Annotated in this window: 17 protein-coding genes and 3 pseudogenes; 13 read left to right on the forward strand and 7 right to left on the reverse strand. The window is 69.4% G+C overall.

Going from position 1 to position 19,262, the window contains the following annotated elements:
* Positions 1–176: 176 nt before the first annotated feature.
* Positions 177–599: an Imm10 family immunity protein gene (locus IE242_RS11570; protein ID WP_189858071.1), complete on the reverse strand. Its 423-nt coding sequence runs from the start codon at positions 597–599 to the stop codon at positions 177–179.
* 353 nt (positions 600–952) lie between these two features.
* Here IE242_RS11570 and IE242_RS37680 point away from each other — a divergent pair, with 353 nt between their 5' ends.
* From IE242_RS37680 to IE242_RS37690, 3 genes are read left to right on the forward strand one after another with little or no spacing between them, the layout of a single operon-like run.
* Positions 953–1,657 (forward strand): serine integrase family protein, encoded by a 705-nt coding sequence (locus IE242_RS37680; RefSeq protein WP_229858802.1) that lies wholly within the window; start codon positions 953–955, stop codon positions 1,655–1,657.
* A 9-nt stretch (positions 1,658–1,666) separates the two neighbouring features.
* Positions 1,667–2,107, forward strand: coding sequence for a hypothetical protein (locus IE242_RS37685; protein ID WP_268249455.1), 441 nt, complete (start codon positions 1,667–1,669; stop codon positions 2,105–2,107).
* On the forward strand, positions 2,104–2,937 hold the full coding sequence (locus IE242_RS37690; protein WP_229858886.1) for a hypothetical protein: 834 nt from the start codon (positions 2,104–2,106) through the stop codon (positions 2,935–2,937). The genes IE242_RS37685 and IE242_RS37690 overlap by 4 nt, the downstream gene beginning before the upstream one ends.
* Here IE242_RS37690 and IE242_RS11580 read toward each other — a convergent pair.
* Positions 2,910–3,308, reverse strand: a complete 399-nt coding sequence (locus tag IE242_RS11580; protein ID WP_229858803.1) for a hypothetical protein — start codon at positions 3,306–3,308, stop codon at positions 2,910–2,912. The genes IE242_RS37690 and IE242_RS11580 overlap by 28 nt on opposite strands.
* A gap of 1,016 nt (positions 3,309–4,324) precedes the next feature.
* Positions 4,325–5,527, reverse strand: coding sequence for an MFS transporter (locus IE242_RS11585; protein WP_189858073.1), 1,203 nt, complete (start codon positions 5,525–5,527; stop codon positions 4,325–4,327).
* 89 nt (positions 5,528–5,616) lie between these two features.
* Between IE242_RS11585 and IE242_RS11590 the strand changes: the two genes are divergently transcribed.
* Positions 5,617–6,222 carry a TetR/AcrR family transcriptional regulator gene (locus tag IE242_RS11590; protein ID WP_189858075.1) on the forward strand — a complete coding sequence of 202 codons (606 nt, stop codon included), beginning with the start codon at positions 5,617–5,619 and terminating at the stop codon, positions 6,220–6,222.
* Here IE242_RS11590 and IE242_RS39180 read toward each other — a convergent pair.
* Positions 6,104–6,886, reverse strand: coding sequence for an aromatic-ring hydroxylase C-terminal domain-containing protein (locus IE242_RS39180; RefSeq protein ID WP_373299503.1), 783 nt, complete (start codon positions 6,884–6,886; stop codon positions 6,104–6,106). The genes IE242_RS11590 and IE242_RS39180 overlap by 119 nt on opposite strands.
* Before the next feature lie 52 nt (positions 6,887–6,938).
* Between IE242_RS39180 and IE242_RS11595 the strand changes: the two are divergent.
* Positions 6,939–7,509: pseudogene (locus IE242_RS11595) on the forward strand (IS5 family transposase); the annotation flags it as partial.
* Positions 7,510–7,522: 13 nt separating this feature from the next.
* Here IE242_RS11595 and IE242_RS39185 read toward each other — a convergent pair.
* Positions 7,523–7,933 carry a DUF6896 domain-containing protein gene (locus IE242_RS39185; protein WP_373299504.1) on the reverse strand — a complete coding sequence of 137 codons (411 nt, stop codon included), beginning with the start codon at positions 7,931–7,933 and terminating at the stop codon, positions 7,523–7,525.
* Between the two features lie 174 nt (positions 7,934–8,107).
* Positions 8,108–8,680 carry a TetR/AcrR family transcriptional regulator gene (locus IE242_RS11600; protein ID WP_189858077.1) on the reverse strand — a complete coding sequence of 191 codons (573 nt, stop codon included), beginning with the start codon at positions 8,678–8,680 and terminating at the stop codon, positions 8,108–8,110.
* Between the two features lie 63 nt (positions 8,681–8,743).
* On the opposite strand from IE242_RS11600, the gene IE242_RS11605 reads away from it, so the two are divergent.
* The 8 genes and pseudogenes from IE242_RS11605 (at position 8,744) to IE242_RS11640 (ending at position 17,439) form a co-directional block, all read left to right on the forward strand.
* Positions 8,744–9,715, forward strand: coding sequence for an SDR family NAD(P)-dependent oxidoreductase (locus tag IE242_RS11605; protein ID WP_189858481.1), 972 nt, complete (start codon positions 8,744–8,746; stop codon positions 9,713–9,715).
* Between the two features lie 160 nt (positions 9,716–9,875).
* Positions 9,876–10,462, forward strand: a pseudogene (locus IE242_RS11610) (inositol monophosphatase family protein); the annotation flags it as partial.
* A 624-nt stretch (positions 10,463–11,086) separates the two neighbouring features.
* The gene (locus IE242_RS11615; protein WP_189858079.1) at positions 11,087–11,656 is read left to right on the forward strand and encodes a TetR/AcrR family transcriptional regulator; all 570 of its coding nucleotides are present in this window, start codon (positions 11,087–11,089) and stop codon (positions 11,654–11,656) included.
* Positions 11,657–11,739: 83 nt separating this feature from the next.
* Positions 11,740–12,918: a GDSL-type esterase/lipase family protein gene (locus IE242_RS11620; RefSeq protein WP_189858081.1), complete on the forward strand. Its 1,179-nt coding sequence runs from the start codon at positions 11,740–11,742 to the stop codon at positions 12,916–12,918.
* 343 nt (positions 12,919–13,261) lie between these two features.
* Positions 13,262–14,734 carry an ISL3 family transposase gene (locus IE242_RS11625; protein ID WP_189858083.1) on the forward strand — a complete coding sequence of 491 codons (1,473 nt, stop codon included), beginning with the start codon at positions 13,262–13,264 and terminating at the stop codon, positions 14,732–14,734.
* A gap of 190 nt (positions 14,735–14,924) precedes the next feature.
* The gene (locus IE242_RS11630) at positions 14,925–15,821 is read left to right on the forward strand and encodes an IS110 family RNA-guided transposase (RefSeq protein WP_268249457.1); all 897 of its coding nucleotides are present in this window, start codon (positions 14,925–14,927) and stop codon (positions 15,819–15,821) included.
* A pseudogene (locus IE242_RS11635) lies at positions 15,770–16,246 on the forward strand (beta-xylosidase family glycoside hydrolase); the annotation flags it as partial. The gene IE242_RS11630 and the pseudogene IE242_RS11635, both read left to right, overlap by 52 nt.
* 176 nt (positions 16,247–16,422) lie before the next feature.
* Positions 16,423–17,439, forward strand: coding sequence for a LacI family DNA-binding transcriptional regulator (locus IE242_RS11640; protein ID WP_229858805.1), 1,017 nt, complete (start codon positions 16,423–16,425; stop codon positions 17,437–17,439).
* 37 nt (positions 17,440–17,476) lie between these two features.
* Here the strand turns inward: IE242_RS11640 and IE242_RS11645 are convergent, their stop codons facing one another.
* Positions 17,477–19,165 (reverse strand): CocE/NonD family hydrolase, encoded by a 1,689-nt coding sequence (locus tag IE242_RS11645; protein WP_229858808.1) that lies wholly within the window; start codon positions 19,163–19,165, stop codon positions 17,477–17,479.
* Positions 19,166–19,262: the final 97 nt, after the last annotated feature.

Here is a 19,262-nt window from a genome sequence, read left to right on the forward strand (position 1 = left end):
CTCGCCGAGGTGGTGCGGATCTACGGCTTCCGCTGGGCCAACCTCCAGGTCCGCCAAGCACCCGCACATCGCGGTCCAGCCGGTGACCGCGGAGGTGCGGGCCCACTAAGGCGGCCTGAACCGCGAAGGCAGGCCCCGGTCGGAACCCTCCCCTCAACAGCAGTGCAGCTCACTCGCTACAGGTTCATGATCGGAACCTTGGCGGGGTTCCCGTATGACAGAACCTTTCTCAGATCTGCTCGCATCTCATCGACATCAATCCCGGGGTCGATAGCCAAGGGCACGATGTCAGACGGCAGGTTCAACACTCCAACGGCTTCATCGTCAAAGCGCAAGTACAGGAGACCGGGCAGCACCGCGACCTCTTCGAGACCGCCATAGTGCACGGCCCCGCTCTCGTTCACGACGCAGTAGCTGTCGGTCTCATTCCGTACATCCTGTTCATCCAGCTCCTCGCGCAGAGGACGCTGAAAGTCGAAGTAATACCCGTTACTCTCTGCGTCTTCCCCATCACCAACGAAAACGGTGAACGTCGCGCCGGGGACAGCTTCCCCAGCGACCAGTGCTGTGATCGCCCAGTAGGGGGATAGGCCGGTCATCCGCTCCAACTCCTCTTCTTGCTGCCATGCTTGCACGCCGATCACCCCCAGCCCTTTGCTGCCCGCCCCATCCGTACCTGGTACGTAGCTGCGTACCGGCCCGCGCCGGTCGGCTCGGATACCTGAGCGTGCCTCCCCTCCCGACCGCTCGACTCCATTCCTTTCCCTGCTGCCGGAGGGAGCGGGCGACCGAGTACCACGGTGCGTGTCGGTACCTGCTGGTCGATGTACACGGAGTGGTCACACACCGATCTTCACTTGTTCGAGTCAACCACTCCCCATGTCCGTGCGGCGGGACGCTCGTCCGGGCATCACGGGGAGTGCAGGACGGCGGTCGAGGGGAGGCGCCGATCATGACAGCCTCGTATGCGCCACCCGGACAGATCACCGATCTGCCAGCGGGCCAGATCCCTCTGACGGAATGGGCGCGTGACTGGAGCCCCGGTTCCTATCGCGCTGGTGTCCCGGCCTCCGGCAAGCTGAGATTCGCCTTCTACGGCCGGATGTCGACCGAGGACCATCAGGACCCGGCCACCTCGCGGGCCTGGCAACTGCTACGCGCCCAGGCCTTGGTGTCCGGCCACGGGCGGAACGTAGCCGAGTTCTTCGACGTCGGCCGCAGCCGCACCCTGCCCTGGGCCCGCCCTCCCGAGGCCGCCGCCCTGCTGGCCGCAATGGCCGACCCGGACCGGGCCTTCGACGCGGTCGTCATCGGCTCCAGCGAGCGCGCCTTCTACAGCAATCAGTTCGCCGCCATGGCGCCGCTCTTCGAGCACTACGGCATCGCCGTCCGGGTGCCGGAGCTGGGCGGCGCCGTCGACCCGCAGCTCGCCGGGCAGGAGGAGCTGATGATCCTGCTGGGCATCCTGTCCAAGCGGGAAATCGCCCGCGCCCGGATCCGGGCCCGCACCTCGATGACCGTGCGGACCCGCGACCAGGGCCGCTACCTCGGCGGCCGACCACCCTACGGCTACCGCCTCGCCGACGCCGGACCACACCCCAACCGGGCCCTCGCCCGCCGCGGCGTCCGCCTGCAGCGCCTGGACATCGGCCCGTAGTGCGGCCCCATCGTCTCCTGGATCTACACCCAGCGGCTGGCCCGGCACAGCGTCGCCCGCATCACCCGGGCCCTCAACGACGCGGCCATTCCCTGCCCAGCCGCCGCCGGCCCAGACCGCAACCCGCACCGGCAAGGGACGCGCTGGGTGCTGACCACCGTGCGGGCCATCCTGGCCAATCCCGCTACACCGGCCACCAGGTCTGGAACCTCCAGCGCACCGACCACGACCTGCTCGACCCGACCAACACCAGCCTCGGCCACAACGACGTCAGGCGTTGGAACACGCCTGCCGACTGGGTCATCTCCGCCCGGCCCGCCCACCCGGCCCTGGTCAGCGAGGCCGACTACATCGCCGTCCAGCACAGCCGCACCACCCGGACAACAGCCCCGCACCGCACCCACCTGCTGGCCGGCCTGCTGCACTGCGGCCCCTGCGGCCGCCGCCTGAAAACCCACTGGGTTTACCACCGACCCGGTTACCGCTGCCGCCACGGCCACACCAGCGCCACCCGGTCCAAGCCCGGCCGCACCCCCAACACCCACCTGCGCGAGGACCACGTCCTGCCGCACCTGCCGGCTCTGCTTCTCCGTCTCACCCACCGCCTCACAGGGCCAGGACCCGACGCGCCAGCCGCCCTCAGCACGAGTACGGGACCGCCCACACCAACCGAGGCCATCGCCCACCTCCGCATCGAGGCGATCTCCCTGACCTACGACCCGGCCCTACGACCCGGCAACCAGAACCCTGACCGCCAGCACCCCCCAAGCAGAGAGGATCAGTATCGGCTGACCAGAGTCCCACCGACTCTCACCGATGAAGGGAGAAGCCGCAGGCGGACACCGAAACGACTAACACCCGCCCCGGCCAGGAGCCGGAAGCGGGTGCCGATTCCACCTGCCCGAGAACCGAGCACCGTGGGGGAACTGTGTGTCCGAAGTCGGAGTCCGGCACTGACGATACGGTCGCGGTCGCGCAGGGACGGCTCACGCTGCAGGAGTCACCGGGCGGCCCCAGCCTCACTTCATGAGACGCGGCCCCCACTCGCCGGGGCGCCAGAGATCCTTGCGTCATTGCACCGACATCGAGCATGGGCACCCCAGCGCGCCGTCATGGTGGCGGTGGTTGCAGCGGAGGCCTGGACGCGACCTCGCGTGATTGGAGCCGCACGCGGTCGCCAACCACCGAGGCAGGAAACAGGGGCGCGCCCAATGCGGACGCTCCCCGGGGGGCGCACCCGGCGCACCAGACGCTACCGGGCGACCTCAGCGTTCACCTGAGTCAACCGCGCCCCGACGATTCCCAGGGCCTCAACGATCTGAGCGGCGGCGCCTGCGGAAAAGAGCCCCCTGGTCACGCTGAGGCCGAATTGAGGCATAGGAGGATGCTCCGTCTCCCGCTGCAGGAAGAACGCCTCCCCCTTCACCGGAGAGAAGGCGAAGCAAACCCACTCTGCGAGGTCGTCGTAGACGGTCTCCGGGCCGCCCCAGCGCTCCTCCAACGCCGCACGATCGACATCGACCTCAGCAAGCCACCTGATGTCGCGCAGGCTGACAGTGCGCTCGGAGATCCTTTTCAGTCCTGCCGGGTCCAGTTGCCTCGGATGCACTCTTATCGAACCGCCGTGACGACGATCGGAACGGAAGCCCACTCCTCACCATCCATTTCGAATTCCTCAACGCCAGCCTCCACACCAGCCTCAAAGGAAGCGTATCCAGACCTGTTCGACGCGCGAACTCCGCGGGTTTCGCACCGAATGCCACGCCTACTCGCGCTATGAACGGCCCACCGCCGCCGACGGTCGTGGAGGTGCCATCCGTGACAGCGACAGCACGGCCACCGCGGCAATCTCCCGTACCGGCGCGGCGAAGTAGATCCACAGGCGGTCACCGGACGCCATGCGCCGTCACCTGGACAGACACCACTCCCGGCGGGGCGCGGTCTCGACGAGTTCCAGCATGCGGTCCTTGGCGGAGGACCCGCCGTCCGGGACGGTACCTGCGGGTTTCACAATGAACAGCCAATCCACGGATGCTTCTCCTCTCCTGAGTGCCTTGACCAGTACCCCGTCCAGCGCGGGTCCCCTGCGTGCAGCCCGGTACAGGAGCCTCCGTGCCACGCTCACACCCGGCCGTGCCCCGTGGTGCTCGGAGGCAGCCTCACCGTTGCTGACTGAAGCGGTGTGTCCGATCAGCTGGCCGGCAGGATCAATCGTCGTGCTCATACGGGGATGTACCTGTTCGCCACTCGGATCGTTGCCCGGCCGGCGCTGCTGTGCGGATGCACCGCGGCGGAGAGCGGAACCGCTCATCCTACGGCGGCCGCGAGGTCGCGGCTCCGCGTCGTCAGTCGGCACACCGCGAGTGGACCACCTACCTCAAGGCCCACGCGAGCAGCCTGCTCGCGTGGGCCTTCGGCCGACACGTCCGGGACCGGTTCCTCGGTATCCGAGTATGGGCACGGTCCTCGGCCGCGCGTCGGAGGTGTACGGCAAGGCTGTCAAAGGTGGCCGTGGCGCCGCTGCGTGTGCTGCGGTGTGGCTCCGGGCCAGGGTTCGGCCAGGAGCCGACGGCACTCCTCCAGTCACTCGGGCAACCGGCCAGGATCCGGTCCTGCGGTCGGGTCACGTCAAAGATGAACCGTTGGGGCGCTCGGCGAGGATTCCGGTCATCGCAGGTACTCGTCGGTGCGGGCGCTCCAGATCGCCAGTGCGGCTGCCAGGGCGCAGGCGCCGCCGAGCCACAGAACGCCCTGGAGGGTGAGCGTGTCGACGATGACGCCGCCGGCCAGCGCACCGAGGCCGATCGACAGGTTGAACACCGCCACCCAGAGGGAGGAGGCCGCTTCCACCGCCTGCGGGGCGGCCTTGATCATCCATGTCTGCAGGCCTACGGACACACCGCCGTAGGCCAGACCCCAGACGATCAGCAGGATGGCGCCGCCGATCGTCGTCCGGCCCAGCAGCAGGAAGAGCGGCATGGCGACCGTCAGGGACACGGCGATGATCAGCACGCTCCGGTGCGTCCGGTGCGAGAGCGCCGAGCCGGCGACGAAGTTACCGATCATGCCGGCCACACCGAACCCGAAGAGCAGTGGGCCGACGTAGCGCTCGTCGATGCCCGACAGCTTCTGCAGGGCCGGGCTCACGAACGTGTAGGCCGAGAAGTGCCCGAACACGATGAGGACCGTCGCGATGATGCCGATGCGCACCCCCGGGTTACGCAACTGCTCGGCCAGGAGACGCGGCCGGATGGCCTGCGAGGCGGCCAGCGAGGGCAGCACGGCCAGCAGGGCGATCAGCGCGACGAGCGCCAGGCCGCTCATCGACGCGAAGGCGATGCGCCAGCCGGTGAGTTCGCCGACCAGGGTGCCGAGCGGGACGCCGAACACATTCGCCGCTCCGACACCACCGAAGATGATCGCGGTGGCACGTGGCACGTTCTCGGTTGCCACCAGCCGGACGGCCAGGCCGCTGGCGATCGCCCAGAAGCCTCCGATGGCCACCCCGACCAGCACCCGGGAGGACACGAGGACAGCGAAGTTCGGTGCCAGGGCTGTGGCCACGTTGGCAGCGGTCATCAAAGCCATCAGTCCGAGCAGCAGTATGCGCCGGTCCAGTCCCCCGACGAGCATCGGGACCAGCGGTGCCGAGACCGCGGCGACCAGGCTGGGCACCGTCACCATCAGTCCGGCCGCCCCCTCGGAGACCGACAGCGCGGACCCCACTGCGGTCAGCAGACCGATCGGCAGTTGCTCGGCGGTCACCAGCAGGAATGTTCCCAGGGCCACCGCACTGACCGCCGGCCAGTGATTCGTCTGCGGGGCCTGTAGGACCTTCGCCTGGGCGGGGGTCTGTTCTGCGGTCGTCACCGTGCCTCCTCCACCATTCGGGAGCGATCGCTCCCAAAACCGACTCTAGTATGAGAGCGATCGCTCCACAAGTTCGCTAGAGTGCATGTATGGCACGCCCCCGACAGTTCGACGAGCAGAACGCGGTCGCCTCAGCGACCGAGCTGTTCTGGCGACGCGGTTACCACGCCACCTCGGTGCGCGATCTGGGTGACGAGCTGAGACTCACGCCCAGCAGCCTGTACCGCACGTTCACGGACAAGCACACGCTGTTCCTGCGCGCGCTCGACCACTACCGGGCCACCGAGTCGGCCGAGGCCCGGCAGCGGTTGCACGCGGGTGACCGCCCGGTTCGAGAAGTAATCCGCGAATGGATGCTGTGGCTGGTCACCTGCCCGGCCGACGGCGAGTCCGGCCGAGGCTGCTTCGTGGTCAACACAGCCACCGAACTCGGCACCACCGACGACCAGGTCCATCAACGGACCGAGGCCGCATTCGAGGTCACCCGGCAGGCACTGCGATCGTTGCTGACCGAGGGGCGTGATCATGGGGAACTCCCCACTGACCTCGACATCGACGCCGCCGTGGAGCTGCTGTTCACCATGGTGCTCGGGCTGCGGGTACGGGAGCGCGCCGGTCACGACCTAGCGCGTCTGACCACCGCGATCGACGCCGCGATCCAGGCACTGGGGCCCGCACCCACGGAACCAGCCTGACCACACTCGCCCAGGCCCGGCATCCCAGCTCCAGGGCCACCGCCGACCGACCGGAGCCGGGCGAAGGACCACCGCCGACCGTGCGCCGCCCGGCGGCAGCAACAGCCGGCCCGGCCTCCTGGCGGATGGCGAACCGACACGGCCGACCATGCGGCTGAGGACCCGAACGGCCACTGGAGCGCGGAGGCCACTGACGGCATTCGGAACCATGGAGAAGGAGCGTCTCCGGATACCGCGCACACCAGCACTCGGCTGACCCGGCGTGCCGAACCACTCCGCGGCCACCTCGGCCAGTCCCGGAGTCCGGGCCTGCCGTCCCAGCGCACTCCAAAAGATGCAGCCGTCCCGTCCGGGCGGATGAGGAGCGCCGGAGCCGGCATCGCATCGCGGAGGAGGAGTCCGGTACCACCTCGACGATCGACAGCCGGTCGGACCAGGGCCTGACGAGTTCGGCGTGGTGGGCTGCCTGGGCCGTGTGAACGAGTAACGGCCGCCCGTCGTGCAGCAGGGCGACGAGGTTTGTGGAGCCCTGGGCGGTCTTCAGCCGTTGCGTCCGGGGCAAAGGTCCCTGCGAGGGCGTCATCGCGAACGTGCACGTCGTAGCGGATGTCGGTGGCCTGAGCATTCCGGTGAGGGAATGATTCACCTGGTACAAGTGCATCATTACGACTGAAACGGCTGCAGTACCGACCTGGTCTCATCGAGCCTCACGGCCCATGCACGCCGCCCTGCTGACCGAGCTGCGCCGCGCCGACCTGCTGGACCTGGACGACTGCGCCGTGGACGGGTCCCGCGTCCGGGCCCTCAAAGGGGGGATCACACGGGACCCTCGCCCGTCGACCGCGCCCGCCCCGGCTCGAAATACCATTTGATCGTCGACCGCCACGGAACCCCGCTCGCCGTCACGCTCGCCGTCACGCTCACCGGCGGCAACCGGCACGACGTCACCCAGCTCCTGCCGCTGCTGGACGCGGTCCCACCGATCCGGGGCCTGCGGGGACGCCCCCGCCGCAAGCCGCGGCGCCTGTACGCCGACCGGGGCTACGACTTCGACATGTACCGCCGCCTGCTATGGAAGCGCGGCGTCAAGCCAGTGATCGCCCGACGCGGTGTCGTCCACGGCTCGGGACTGGGCAAAGTGCGTTGGGTCGTCGAGCGCGCCTTCGCCTGGCTGCACCAGTTCAGACGGCTCCGCATCCGCTACGAGCGGCGCCCTGATCTCCAAAGGGCCTGCTCGAACTGGCCTGCAGCCTCATATGCCTCCGCCGCCTACGAACCACACCCTGAAGCGATCAGTTGGCTACGCTGAACCACCCCGGCCGGACCTCGTGCAGGAGCGGTTGCAGCGACCGCACTGCGGACCGTACGTCACTGCGGACCGTACGTCCTGATCCGTGACGTCAAGAGGCTCCGGCAGGCTCAGCCCATACCCACGCAGCCGCCAGCAGTCGAAGACCCCGCTCCCGTCGGCTGCGAAGTCCACATCGACCTCAGTACCGTTGTCACTCACAAAGCGGCACCCTGCTCCATGAACCTTGGAGGAATAGGTGCCGATGTGATCACCCCGGCTGATCCAGCCCGAACGGGCCAGGCCGACGACGTCCGCCAGTCGCTCAAGTGAGGGGATCGCCGCCCTCATGGCCTCGTCCATCGCGCTGAGCGCGCGGACGTAACCGAGCACGAGGTCTCGCGCAGTCTCGACCCGTTCCATACGGCGTCACCCGCGTGAGCCCGTGACTGAAGGGATTGTTCCATGGGGCCGCCGGCGTCTCCGCGGGAGACGCCGGCATTCTGAAACGATCAGTTATGCGGCCTGGATGCGGCCTCATGCAGCCCTATGGGGCGGCCGGGATCTCTTGTGCGGCTTCGGCCGGCGTCTTCGGTTTCAGCGCACCAGGAGATCGACGGCCACCTTCAGTCGTTCGAGGTAGACCTCGCGTGAGGTGACCTGGTGCTTGAGGCCGATCGATGCGCTGATCATCGTCTGTGCGACAGGGGAGGCCGCCTCTCGTCCTGACTCGACGGCAATCGCGTCCCTGATCAGTTCCTCGAAACGTCGCCGCGTGGTCTCGGCGATCTCTCCGAGGAGGTTGGGATTGTCCTCGATGACCACCTTGACATCACCTGTCAGCGGACCGATGTAGCGGCCCGCCCACTGATCGAACGCTGCGACGAGGCGCTCCGGGAGAGGTCGGCCCGTGTCGGCCAGGACGTGTTCGACCGCGGTGATGTCGCGATCCAGGGCCTGGGTGACTGCGGCACGAAACAGAGTCTCCTTCGAGGGAAAGAGGTGGTAGAGCCCTGGCCGAGAGATGTGCGCCGCCCGCGCCACCTCCTCCATCGAGGTCTTCCTGTAACCGAATCGCGCGAACGTGGCCATGGCGGAGTCCAGAACCAGGGTCCGGCGGCCGGTGTCGGCGATGGTCGACGGCGGGTGGCCGGCATCGGGGCTGCTCATGAAGCGAGCATACGAGCGGCAGACGCACTATACAAATCAAGTCTAAACCGTATAGTCGGCGCCATGGTGCCCCGCAAACTCATCACCACGCCCTTCACCTCCTCCAGCACCGCGGAAGAAGTACTGCGGGGCGTCGACCTCACAGGCGTCCGCGCCATCGTGACGGGAGGATCCTCCGGCATCGGGATCGAGACGGCTCGCGTGCTGGCCTCCGCCGGAGCGGAAGTGACGCTCGCCGTCCGGAACACGACTGCGGGTGACGCCGTCGCCGAGACGATCGCGAAGTCGACCGAAGGGATCCGACCCCGAGTCGTCCGGCTCGACCTCGCCAACAGGGCCACCGTCACGCACTTCGTCGACGCGTGGGACGGCCCGCTTCACCTGCTGATCAACAACGCGGGCGTGGTCACAGGCGGCCTCGAACGAACGCGTGAGGGCTGGGAGCTGCAATTCGTGACGAACCACCTCGGCCACTTCGCCCTGGCCACCGGCCTTCACGAGGCCCTGGCCCGGGGAGCGGCCGACCGCGACGGAGCACGGATCGTCTCGGTCAGTTCGACAGCGCATATGCGTTCCGGCGTCGACTTCGACGACCTCCACTTCGAGCGTCGCAGCTACGACCCTCAGATTGCCTACGCCCAATCGAAGACGGCGAACTCCCTCTTCGCCGTCGAGGCGACCCGCCGCTGGACGTCCGACGGCATCGTTGCCAATGCGGTGAACCCCGGCGGTGTCGCGACGGGACTGCAGAGGAACTTCACAGCGCGACAGAAGGCGTCGCTCGATGCGGCCGAGGCCGCCGGAGTCTTCACGTACAAAACGGTCGCGCAGGGAGCCGCCACCAGTATCGTCGCGGCCGTCGCCCCGGAATTCGCTCACTCCGGAGGCCACTACCTCGACGATTCACAGGAGGCCTACACCGTGCCGAACAACGCCGACCTCGCGCAGCACCCGCACGGTGTCAAGGAATGGGCGCTCGATCCCGCCACCGCCCAGCGCCTCTGGACGGTCTCGACCGACCTGCTCCGCGTCTGACCTTCGTCTGACCTCGGCGCCACAGCAAGCGGCACTGCTGCCTGCATGGTTGGGTACGGCTCTTCGGCTGGCGGGGGAGCGCTGAGCTGCTGGGGTGTGTGTCGAAAGTGGTTGTTCAGGGGCCGTGCCGTGGAGGGCGGGGCTCGGAAGCGCGCGGGCGATGCTGACCGGCGCGGGTGCCGGGGACTTTGCCACCGCCGCCGATGTGGAGGCCGAAAAGACGATCCTCGGCGTCATCCGTGCCGCGCGGCCCGATGATGCGGTGCTCGGCGAGGAAGGCGGGCAGCAGGGCGCCGGCGACGCTGTGCGCCAATGGCTGGTGGATCCCTTGTGCGGCACGCTGAACTACGCCGTCGGCACCATGCTGGTGGCCGTCAACGTGGCGCTGCGCGAGGGGGCGGCGGCGGTGGCCGACCCGTTCAACGGCGAGGTCTTCTTCACCGACGGTCAGACCGCCTGGGTGCGGCATGACGGGGCCGACGACGTGCTACTGAGGCCCGCGCCCGTTACCCGATTGGTGGACGTCAACTTGGACCCGCCGTTCCCGAGTGCGCCCGGATCCCGAGCCGTGGACCTGCTGGCCCGCCCTGAGTTCGTCGAACGTCCCGGCCGCGCGTCGTATCCACGACGCTGGCACTGGCCTGGGTCGCTGCCGACAAACGCGCCGCGTATGTCACCGATGGCGGCGACCTCTCCAGGAGCGTGCATTTCGCGGCCGGCATCGCTTTGTGCCGGGCTGCTGGCTGTCCTGGACACCACCCCCTCGGCCACCAGGCCGTCCAGACCGCGGCAGCCGCGCTCCCCTACCCCTCCCGCGTCATCGCGCCCCTCGCCCCTGCGGCTCACCAGCAACCTCGCCCGGGCCAACCGGCAACTGCACACGACAACCCCGCCGCCTTCGAACCCGACGTCGCCGCCTCGCTGTCTGTCCTGGCGATGATCTTGGCGACGGGGAGTGAGCTTCTCAGAGCACTACTCGCCACGGGGGAGGCTGTGGAACTGTGCCGCCGCTGTGTCGGCACGCTGCCTTCAGCTTTTCCTCGACTCCCTGCCGTGCTGGGTCCGCAGGCCCGGTTGCTGGACGGCATCGGACGTCATCAGCAGGCGGAGCAAGCGCGTCGCCGGCTCGGGGAGAATCCGCTGCCGCGTTTCTGCGAATCGGGATGCGGAGCTGTGGGCCCCGCCTGTCCGGCCGCCCAGCCGCCGAGTGAGCCGGCGGCGGTCGAGGGCCGCCGCGCCCGGCCCTGGGGGGTTCGCCTCGTGGCGCGCGTCCGTCGTGGCGCGCGTCCCTCGTGAAGCGATGCAGCGATTTGCCTATATGGTTTAGGTGAACGCATACTACCTATAGGCTCATCGAGAGTAGGTGATGGTATGGGCAGGGCAGGACTGACCCCGGAGCGGCTGACCCTCGCCGGTGCGGAACTTGCCGACGAGGCCGGTTTCGAGCAGGTGACCCTTTCGGCGCTCGCCCGGCGCTTCGACGTGAAGGTCGCGAGCCTGTACTCGCACCTGAAGAACTCCCAGGAGCTCAAGACCCGGATCGCGCTGTTCGCGCTGGAGGAACTCGCCGACCGGGTCGCCGACGCCGTGGCCGGACGTGCGGGCAAAGACGCCCTGACTGCCTTCGCGAATGCCTACCGGGACTACGCCCGGGCGCACCCCGGCCGGTACGACGCAGCCCGGTTCAGGCTCGACCCGCAGACGGCCGCAGCCAGTGCCGGCGTCCGGCACGCGCAGATGACACGGGCGATTCTGCGCGGCTACGACCTGGCAGAGCCGGATCAGACACACGCGGTCCGCATGCTGGGCAGCGTCTTCCACGGTTACGTCAGCCTGGAGACAGCCGGTGGCTTCAGCCACACGAACGTCGCCTCGCAGGAATCGTGGGCCTGGACCCTGGACGCCCTCGACGCCGCGCTGCGGACCCGAGCCACCCCCTGACCCGCGGCGTGGCACCTTCCGCGACGGTTCCCGCGCACTGACCCGATCCCCCGCCCCTCCACCTAGAACCACAGGCTGAGGCAATGAGCACCGACCAGAACTGGATCGCTACCCCCATCACCGCCGACTTTCTGCGCGGGCACCTTGAAGTGGAACAGACCGCGCACGGTCTGCTGCCTCACCGGCTGCCGACCTGGGCGCGCCGACAGATTCCCGACGACCGGCTGGCTGTGGCCGAGGCCCAGCCCTCCGGCGTCCGGCTGGCCTTCCGTACCCGGGCCACCACCATCGAACTGGACGCGCTGCCCACCAAGCGGGTCTATCGGGGCTTCCCGTCCCCGCCGGACGGCGTGTACGACCTGCTGGTCGACGGCCGACTCACCGCCCAGGCCACCGTGGTCGGCGGGAACCTCCGCACGATCACCGACATGCTCACCCAGACCGCGGAGTTCACCGAGGGACCGGCGGGCACCGCCCGCTTCACCGACCTCCCCGAGGGTGAGAAGGGCATCGAGATCTGGCTTCCCCACACGGAGATCACCGAGGTGATCGCCCTGCGCACCGACGCCCCCGTCGAACCGGCCCCGGACAGGGGACGCCTGGTGTGGCTGCACCACGGCAGTTCCATCAGCCACGGCTCGAACGCCGTCTCCCCGAGCACCATCTGGCCTGCCCTGGCCGCGGCCGCAGGCGACGTGGAGCTGATCAACCTCGGGTTCGGCGGCAGTGCACTGGTGGACCCGTTCACCGCACGTACGATGCGGGACACCCCCGCGGACCTGATCAGCGTCAAGCTGGGCATCAACGTCGTCAACAGCGACGCAATGCGCCTGCGTGCGTTCGCCCCCGCCATCCACGGCTTCCTCGACACCATCCGCGAGGGCCACCCGGCGACACCCCTGCTGGTGGTGTCGCCGGTCCTGTGCCCGGTCCAGGAAGACACCCCCGGCCCTCTCATGCCGGACCTCGCCAGCGGGTCCCTTCGGTTCAAGGCCACCGGCGATCCGGCCGAAACTGCCGCTGGACGGCTGACGCTCACCATCGTTCGCGACGTACTCGCCGACATCGTGAAGCAGCGGGCTGCCGAGGACCCGAACCTCCACTACCTCGACGGACGCGACCTCTACGGCGAGAGCGACCACGCCGAGTTCCCGCTGCCGGACGCGATCCACCCCAGTCCCGAAGGTCACCGCCGCATCGGCGAGAACTTCGCGAAACTCGCGTTCGCAGACAACGGCCCCTTCGCCACCAAGACCGGCTGATCCCAGGCCGACGAGGAGATCGGGCCCGGCGGCTCCGCCGCGCGCCACGCTCCAGCTGCCCGTTGACGGCACCGGGTCTCGGACGCAGATGCCCGGCCCGGCCGCGCCCTCCGCGGCCGGGCCGGGCATCTGCGTCTCGGACGCTGCGCGAGGACCGGGCACTCAGCGGCCACCGCACGCCAGCCAGGGGACTGTAAATCGATCGGCTCTTCCACAATTTTCGTAGGCGTTGATCGTTCTGACGATTGGCCGCGTGAGTCGGGCTGCCGGTGCCAGGCTGGCGGTGTGTGACGTCGCCCTTGACGAACTGCTGCCCCGGCTGGCCGGATTATGAGTTGAGCGGGTGAAGGCCGGCCCGGTGGCCGTGAGGATAACCGCGTTCACCAGGGATGGTGCGCGCCGTGCGTGCCCGGAATGTGGCCGGGAGTCTGGCTGGGTGCACTCGCGGTATGTGCGTCATGTCGCGGACGAGGCGGTCGGCGGGCGGCCCGTGGTGATCGATCTTTCGGTGCGGCGGCTGTACTGCGAGGACCCGGTCCGCCCGAGGGCAACGTTCGTCGAGCAGGTCGACGGGCTGACGGAGCGATACCAGCGCAGGACGCCGGCGCTGGGGCGGATCGTTGAGGCGGTCGCGGTGACGCTGGCGGGCTCGGCCGGTGCCCGGCTGCTCATGGTGCTGCACCAGACGCTGTCCGCGGCGCCGGTGTTGAACTGTCTGATGCACATGCCGCTGCCCGGCCGGCTCACATCCGTGGCGGCCGGGATCGACGAGTTCACCCTGCTCAAGGGGTACCGTTATGCCACGGTCATCACGAACGCGGACAACGGCGAGCGTATCGATGTGCTGCCCGACCGTAAGGCGGGGACGGTGACCGCCTGGCTGCGTGAGCATCCCGGCGTCCGCGTGGTGTGCCGGGACGGCTCGGGCTCCTTCGCCCAGGCCACCATCGACGCCGATCCGACGATCGTGCAGGTCGGCGACCGCTGGCACCTCTGGCACGGCCTGGCGGGGACGGTGCTGAAGGAGGTCGGCGCACACGCCTCCTGCTGGGGCAAGTTCGGTCCGCCGCTGCCCGACGGCAAGAGCGCCGCCACCACCCGTGAGCGGTGGCGGCAGGTGCACGACCTCCTCGACCAGGGCGTCGGCCTGCTCGCGTGCGCTCGCCGTCTTGGCGTGTCGCTGATTACGGTCAAGCGCTATGCCCGCCACAGCGAGCCGGACCGCATGGTCCGGACCCCCGTCTACCGGGCCTGTCCGGTAGACCCCTACCGCGATCATCTGCGCAGACGTCGCACAGAGGAACCGGCCGTCCCCGTCACCCACCTGCTGGCGGAGATCCGGGAACAGGGCTACACCGGCAGCGCCAACCTCCTGGTCCGCTACATCAATCAAGGACGCGTCGAGGCCGACCACGCCGCCCTGTCGTCCCGCAAGGTCACCGGCCTGCTCACCTGCCGCCCCGGCCACCTCTCCGATGACCAGCGTGCTCTGCATGACCAGCTCACCGGTGCCTGCCCGGAGATGACCGTGCTGGCCGACCGGATCCGTACCTTCGCCGAGCTGCTGGTTCCGCACGAGGACAACGCCGGGAAGCCGACGGCCTGGATCAGCCGGACTCGTGCTGCTGACCTGCCCTTTCTGCACTCCTTCGCGAACGGCCTGGAGCGTGACCGCGCCGCCGTCGATGCCGCCCTCACCCTGCCGTGGCACAACGGTCGGACGGAAGGCGCCAACACACAGATCAAGTTCCTCAAGCGTCTGATGTACGGCCGCGCCGGCCACCGTCTCCTGCGCCAGATCGTCCTGCTCAACTGAAGCCTGGCCCGGACGATCAATGCCTACGAGAATCTTGGAAGAGCCGATCGATTGATGCGATGAAGAGGCGGGACCTCCCGCTCCGGCCGGGTGCGGACGATGCTCGGTCCAGGAGATGAAACAGCTGTCCACAGGCAGGAGGCCCCTGATGGACCGGGAACAAGCCTACGGCGGGCCGCAGATCGTCGGCATGGACCTGCACGCCCGCCGGTCGGTCTTGCTGCGGATGACACCGGAGGGCAGGCATCTGGGCCGGGCCCGCATCGACAACAGTGCCGCCGCCCTGAAAGCGCAGATCGCGAGCGCCGGTCCCCACCCGAAGGTCGTGCTGGAGGCCGGCTACGGCTGGTACTGGGCCGTCGACACCTTGAGGGAGGCCGGGGCGGAGGTGCATCTGGCACACCCGCTGGGGGTGAAGATGTTCACCTACCGGCGCGTGAAGACCGACGACAGGGACGCCGCCGACCTGGCCGACCCGCTGCGGATGGGGCGGCTGCCCGAGGCCTGGATCGCTCCGCCCCGCACCCGCGAGGTCCGGGAACTGGTGCGCTACCGCCACAAGCTGCTCACCATGCGCACATCGGCCAAGGTTCAGATCCACGCGGTGCTGGCCAAGGCCGGTCTGCGCGTGCCGGTGAGCGACCTGTTCGGCAGGGCCGGCGGCGACTGGCTGGCCCAGATTTCGCTGCACGGCTCCTACCGGACACGCGTCGCCTCGCTGCTGCGGCTGATCGCCTTCCTCGAGAAGAAGGAGATCACCGACATCGAGAAGCTCACCGCGCAGGCACTCGCCGATGATGCCGGCTACCGCGCGGTGCAGACGATTCCCGGCATCGGCCCGGTCTTCGCCGCCGTGATGGTCGCCGAGATAGGCGATGTCACACGCTTCGGCGGCCCCGCCCCGCTGTGCTCCTGGGCCGGGCTGACGCCCCGCCACCGCGCGTCCGACACCAAGGTCCGCCGCGGATCAATCACCCAGCAGGGTTCACCGCTGCTGCGCTGGGCCTGTGTCGAAGCGGTGCAGCGCTGCACCTCCGATTCGTCGGCCGCCGCCAGCAGCACCACGACTGCCGCGTCACCGCCATGACCGACCCGGGTACGGGACGCGGTGGTCTGTGCGTACGCCTGGACGAGGCCCACCATGACGAGGTCGAGGCCGGAAACGGGGAGGTCCGCGTCGCCGCCCGCATCGGACCACTGCGCCAGACCGTGACCCGCCGGCCGGCCCCGGCCGGGCCGCTGCCCCTCACCGTGACGATCCGCACGTCGGGCCTCGTGCCCGCGTCACCCGAACTCACCGACGGCGGCACCACGGGCCCCGACACCATCGCCTTCTGGCTCGGCGATCCCGACGCTCCGGACGCCCGGCCGCTCGCCGAACTGGACGGACGCTACCTGTCCACCGAGGTCGCCTGCGGCTTCACCGGCCGAGTGATCGGCATGTACGCCACCGAGGGCGCGGTCGCCTTCGACTGGTTCGAGTACACCCCGACCCCCGCGCCGTCCGTGTGACGCCCGGCGGCGGGCGGGTGCCCCACCCTGCTGGGCACCCGCCCGCAGCCGACTGACCCGCCCCCGGCCGAGGTGCCTCCCCGGTCCCCAACCCCTGGCCCCCGGACGGCCGCCTCGCCGGTTAACCTGTGCCCATGCCTCCCCGACCAGCCGGATCGCGCCCCACACTGTCGTTGGTGGCCAAGACCGCCGGTACGAGCGTGCCCACCGTGTCCAAGGTGCTGCGAGGCGGAACCGACGTTTCGGCGGAGACGCGCGCGAAGGTCATGGAAGCCGTGCGCGCCGTCGGCTACACCCGCCGGGCCGGGTCCAAGGGCGAGAGTGTGCGGCACGAGGGCGGCTTGTCCCACGTGCTCGATCTCGTGGTCACCCACTTCGAGGGGTCATGGGCGAACCTGCTGATAGCCGGGGTCGGGCGAGAAGCGGCAGCAGCGGGACTCGATGTCGTACTGACGCTGGCCGAGCCGCACAGCGACTGGGTGTCGCGGGTGCTGAGAAGGCGCACCCTCGGCGCGATCGGGACGCTGGTCGATCCCGCCTCGCGGCAGTTCGGCGCACTCTTCGCCGCGGGCGTGCCCGTGGTGCTGATCGACCCGATGAGCACACCGCCGTCAGGGGTGGCGAGCGTCGGCGTGGCGAACTGGGAAGGCGGCCGTATGGCCGCTGAGCACCTGCTGTCCCTCGGCCATGTGCGGATGGGGGTGGTCGCCGGCCATGCCCGCCATCTCTTCAGCCGAGCGCGCGTCGACGGTTTCCGTGCGGCGGCCGACACGGCGACCGCCGGCAGTGCCACGGTGTCGGTGGCCCACGGCGGATGGAACCGCGCCAAGGCGACGACCGCCACCCATACCCTGCTCGACAGCGACCCGGGGATCACGGGGATCTTCGCCTGCGCGGACTCCATGGCACTCGGCGTCTACGACGCACTGGATGCCCGGGGCCTGCGGATTCCCGAGGACATCAGTGTCATCGGTTTCGACGACCTGCCCGAGGCGCAGTACATCACCCCCGGACTGACGACCGTCAGACAGCCCAGCACTGAGTTGGGCGCCGCGGCGGTCAAGCTCCTGATCGAGCTGTCCCGGCGTGAATACGGCGGCGCCCGGTCCCCCGCCCGCATGAAGCTGGCCACCGAGCTGGTCGTCCGTGCCTCCACCGGACCCGTGCCGACGACCGCGGCGCCACGCCGATGACGCGGGCAGGCGTGTTCCGGTCGCTTTCCGGTCGGTCTCATCGCGGTGCTGTCGTCATGACCTGGAGGACGAGGCGGCTCGGACGGGCAGCGCCATGACGGATCGTGTATTCCGCTGCGGTGGGCTCCGTGGCCGCCCCGGCCGGATCGAAGGCATTGCGTCCGACGTCCCAGCGGGGTGACGAACTCGGTGCGATGTCGACGCGCACCCGGTGGCCCGGCAGGAACGTGTGTGCTGTCGACCAGAGGTCCACGACGAACTCCTGTTCCTGGTCCGGCTCGACCGGCCGTCTGTCGCCCAGGCCCATGACCGGGTCGACGGACCGCGCCGACCCCCGCTGCACGCCGTCGGTGACGACGAGGCTGCTGCCGTCCGGGTGCTCGTCGCACAGCCGCACGACCACATCCGCGTCCGTTCCCGTGGTCGCGAGGTGGACGACGGCATGGACCGCGCCCATCACCGTGAGTTCCTCGGCGAGCGGCACGGTGCGCCACGAGACCACGTCCTGCCGCGCCTCGATCGCCCCCTGGTCGGCGGGCCCCGCCTCGAACGGCGCGAAGAGGAGTACCGCGCCGCCGCACGTCGGCACCGGGGATGCCGGATCGCTGGTCAGCCGCCGTTCACCGCTCCCGGCCGGCTCGGTCGCAAGTGTTCCCCCGGCGTTCAGGTACAGCTCGAGCGTCCGCGTGCCGCGCGGGGGGAACTCGTCCAGGTCGATCCACCGGTTCGAGCCCATCAGGAACACGCGCACCGGCGGCATGTCCGCCGCGTCCGCGCGCAGGGCGGTGTCGAAGAACCGCACGTGCCGCGCGGTGAGGTCTCCGCCGCCGCCGAGATCGTCGGCGGACGCGGCCGGCCCGAAGTCCACACCGGCTGTCCGGCCCGACCAGTTGTCATGCGACCAGGGGCCGACCAGAAGTCGAGGCACCGGCCCGCCGGTGTCCTTCGCGCGGCGCAGCAGCCGCCGGTAGATCTCCAGGGTCGATCCGAGGAAGACGTCGAACCACCCGCCGATCAGGAAGACCGGGATGTCGACCGCCTCGATCCGGTCGACGATCTTCCCCTCGCGGTGACGCGCCGACCCGAGCGGCTCCCGCAACCGGCCCAGACCCCACCCGACGATCGCCTCGGCGTCCCATCCGGCGTGCGGGGTTCCGGCCCGGAACGCGTCGCGGGTCGCGATCGCCCGCTCGGTCGCCTCCCACCGCTTGCGCTCCGCCTCCCGTTCGCGGGCGGAACCGATGCGCGTGATCAGGTCCGGGGCGATCGCGTAATGCGTCCACGCAAGGGTGCTTCCGATCTCCGGCACCCCGCCGCGGAACCGGAAGCCGTCGAGCGCCGACATCGCCGGCGTCATGGCGGGAGCGATCGCCCGCAACGCCGGTGCGCCTCCCAGAAGGGCGCTGAACTGGGTGTCCGAAGCGTAGGACGCGCCCCACATGCCGACGGTGCCGGTGCATTCGGGACGCGCCGCGAGCCAGGCCACGGCGTCGGCGCCGTCGGCCACCTCCTGCGCACAGGGGTCGAAGACGCCTTGGGAGTCGAAGCGGCCCCGTACGTCCTGGAGCGCGACGAGATAACCGGCGGCGACGAGGCGCCCGAGGTCGAGCATCCCGTCGTGTTCCTCACGGGTCACGTCGTAGGGATGGCGGGTCAGCAGGGCCGGCCACGGACCGGTCCCGTGCGGAACCAGCAGAACGGTCCGCAGCCGTGTTCCGTCGCGCACCGCACAGGTCACCTCGCGGCGTTCGGCGACCGGGTCCGGCGATTCACGGGCCGGGTCGCCGCTCCGGAGAGGGGCCGGCTCCCGGACGGGGCTCGTG

Source organism: Streptomyces poonensis (genome assembly GCF_014650915.1).
Lineage (GTDB): Bacteria > Actinomycetota > Actinomycetes > Streptomycetales > Streptomycetaceae > Streptomyces > Streptomyces poonensis.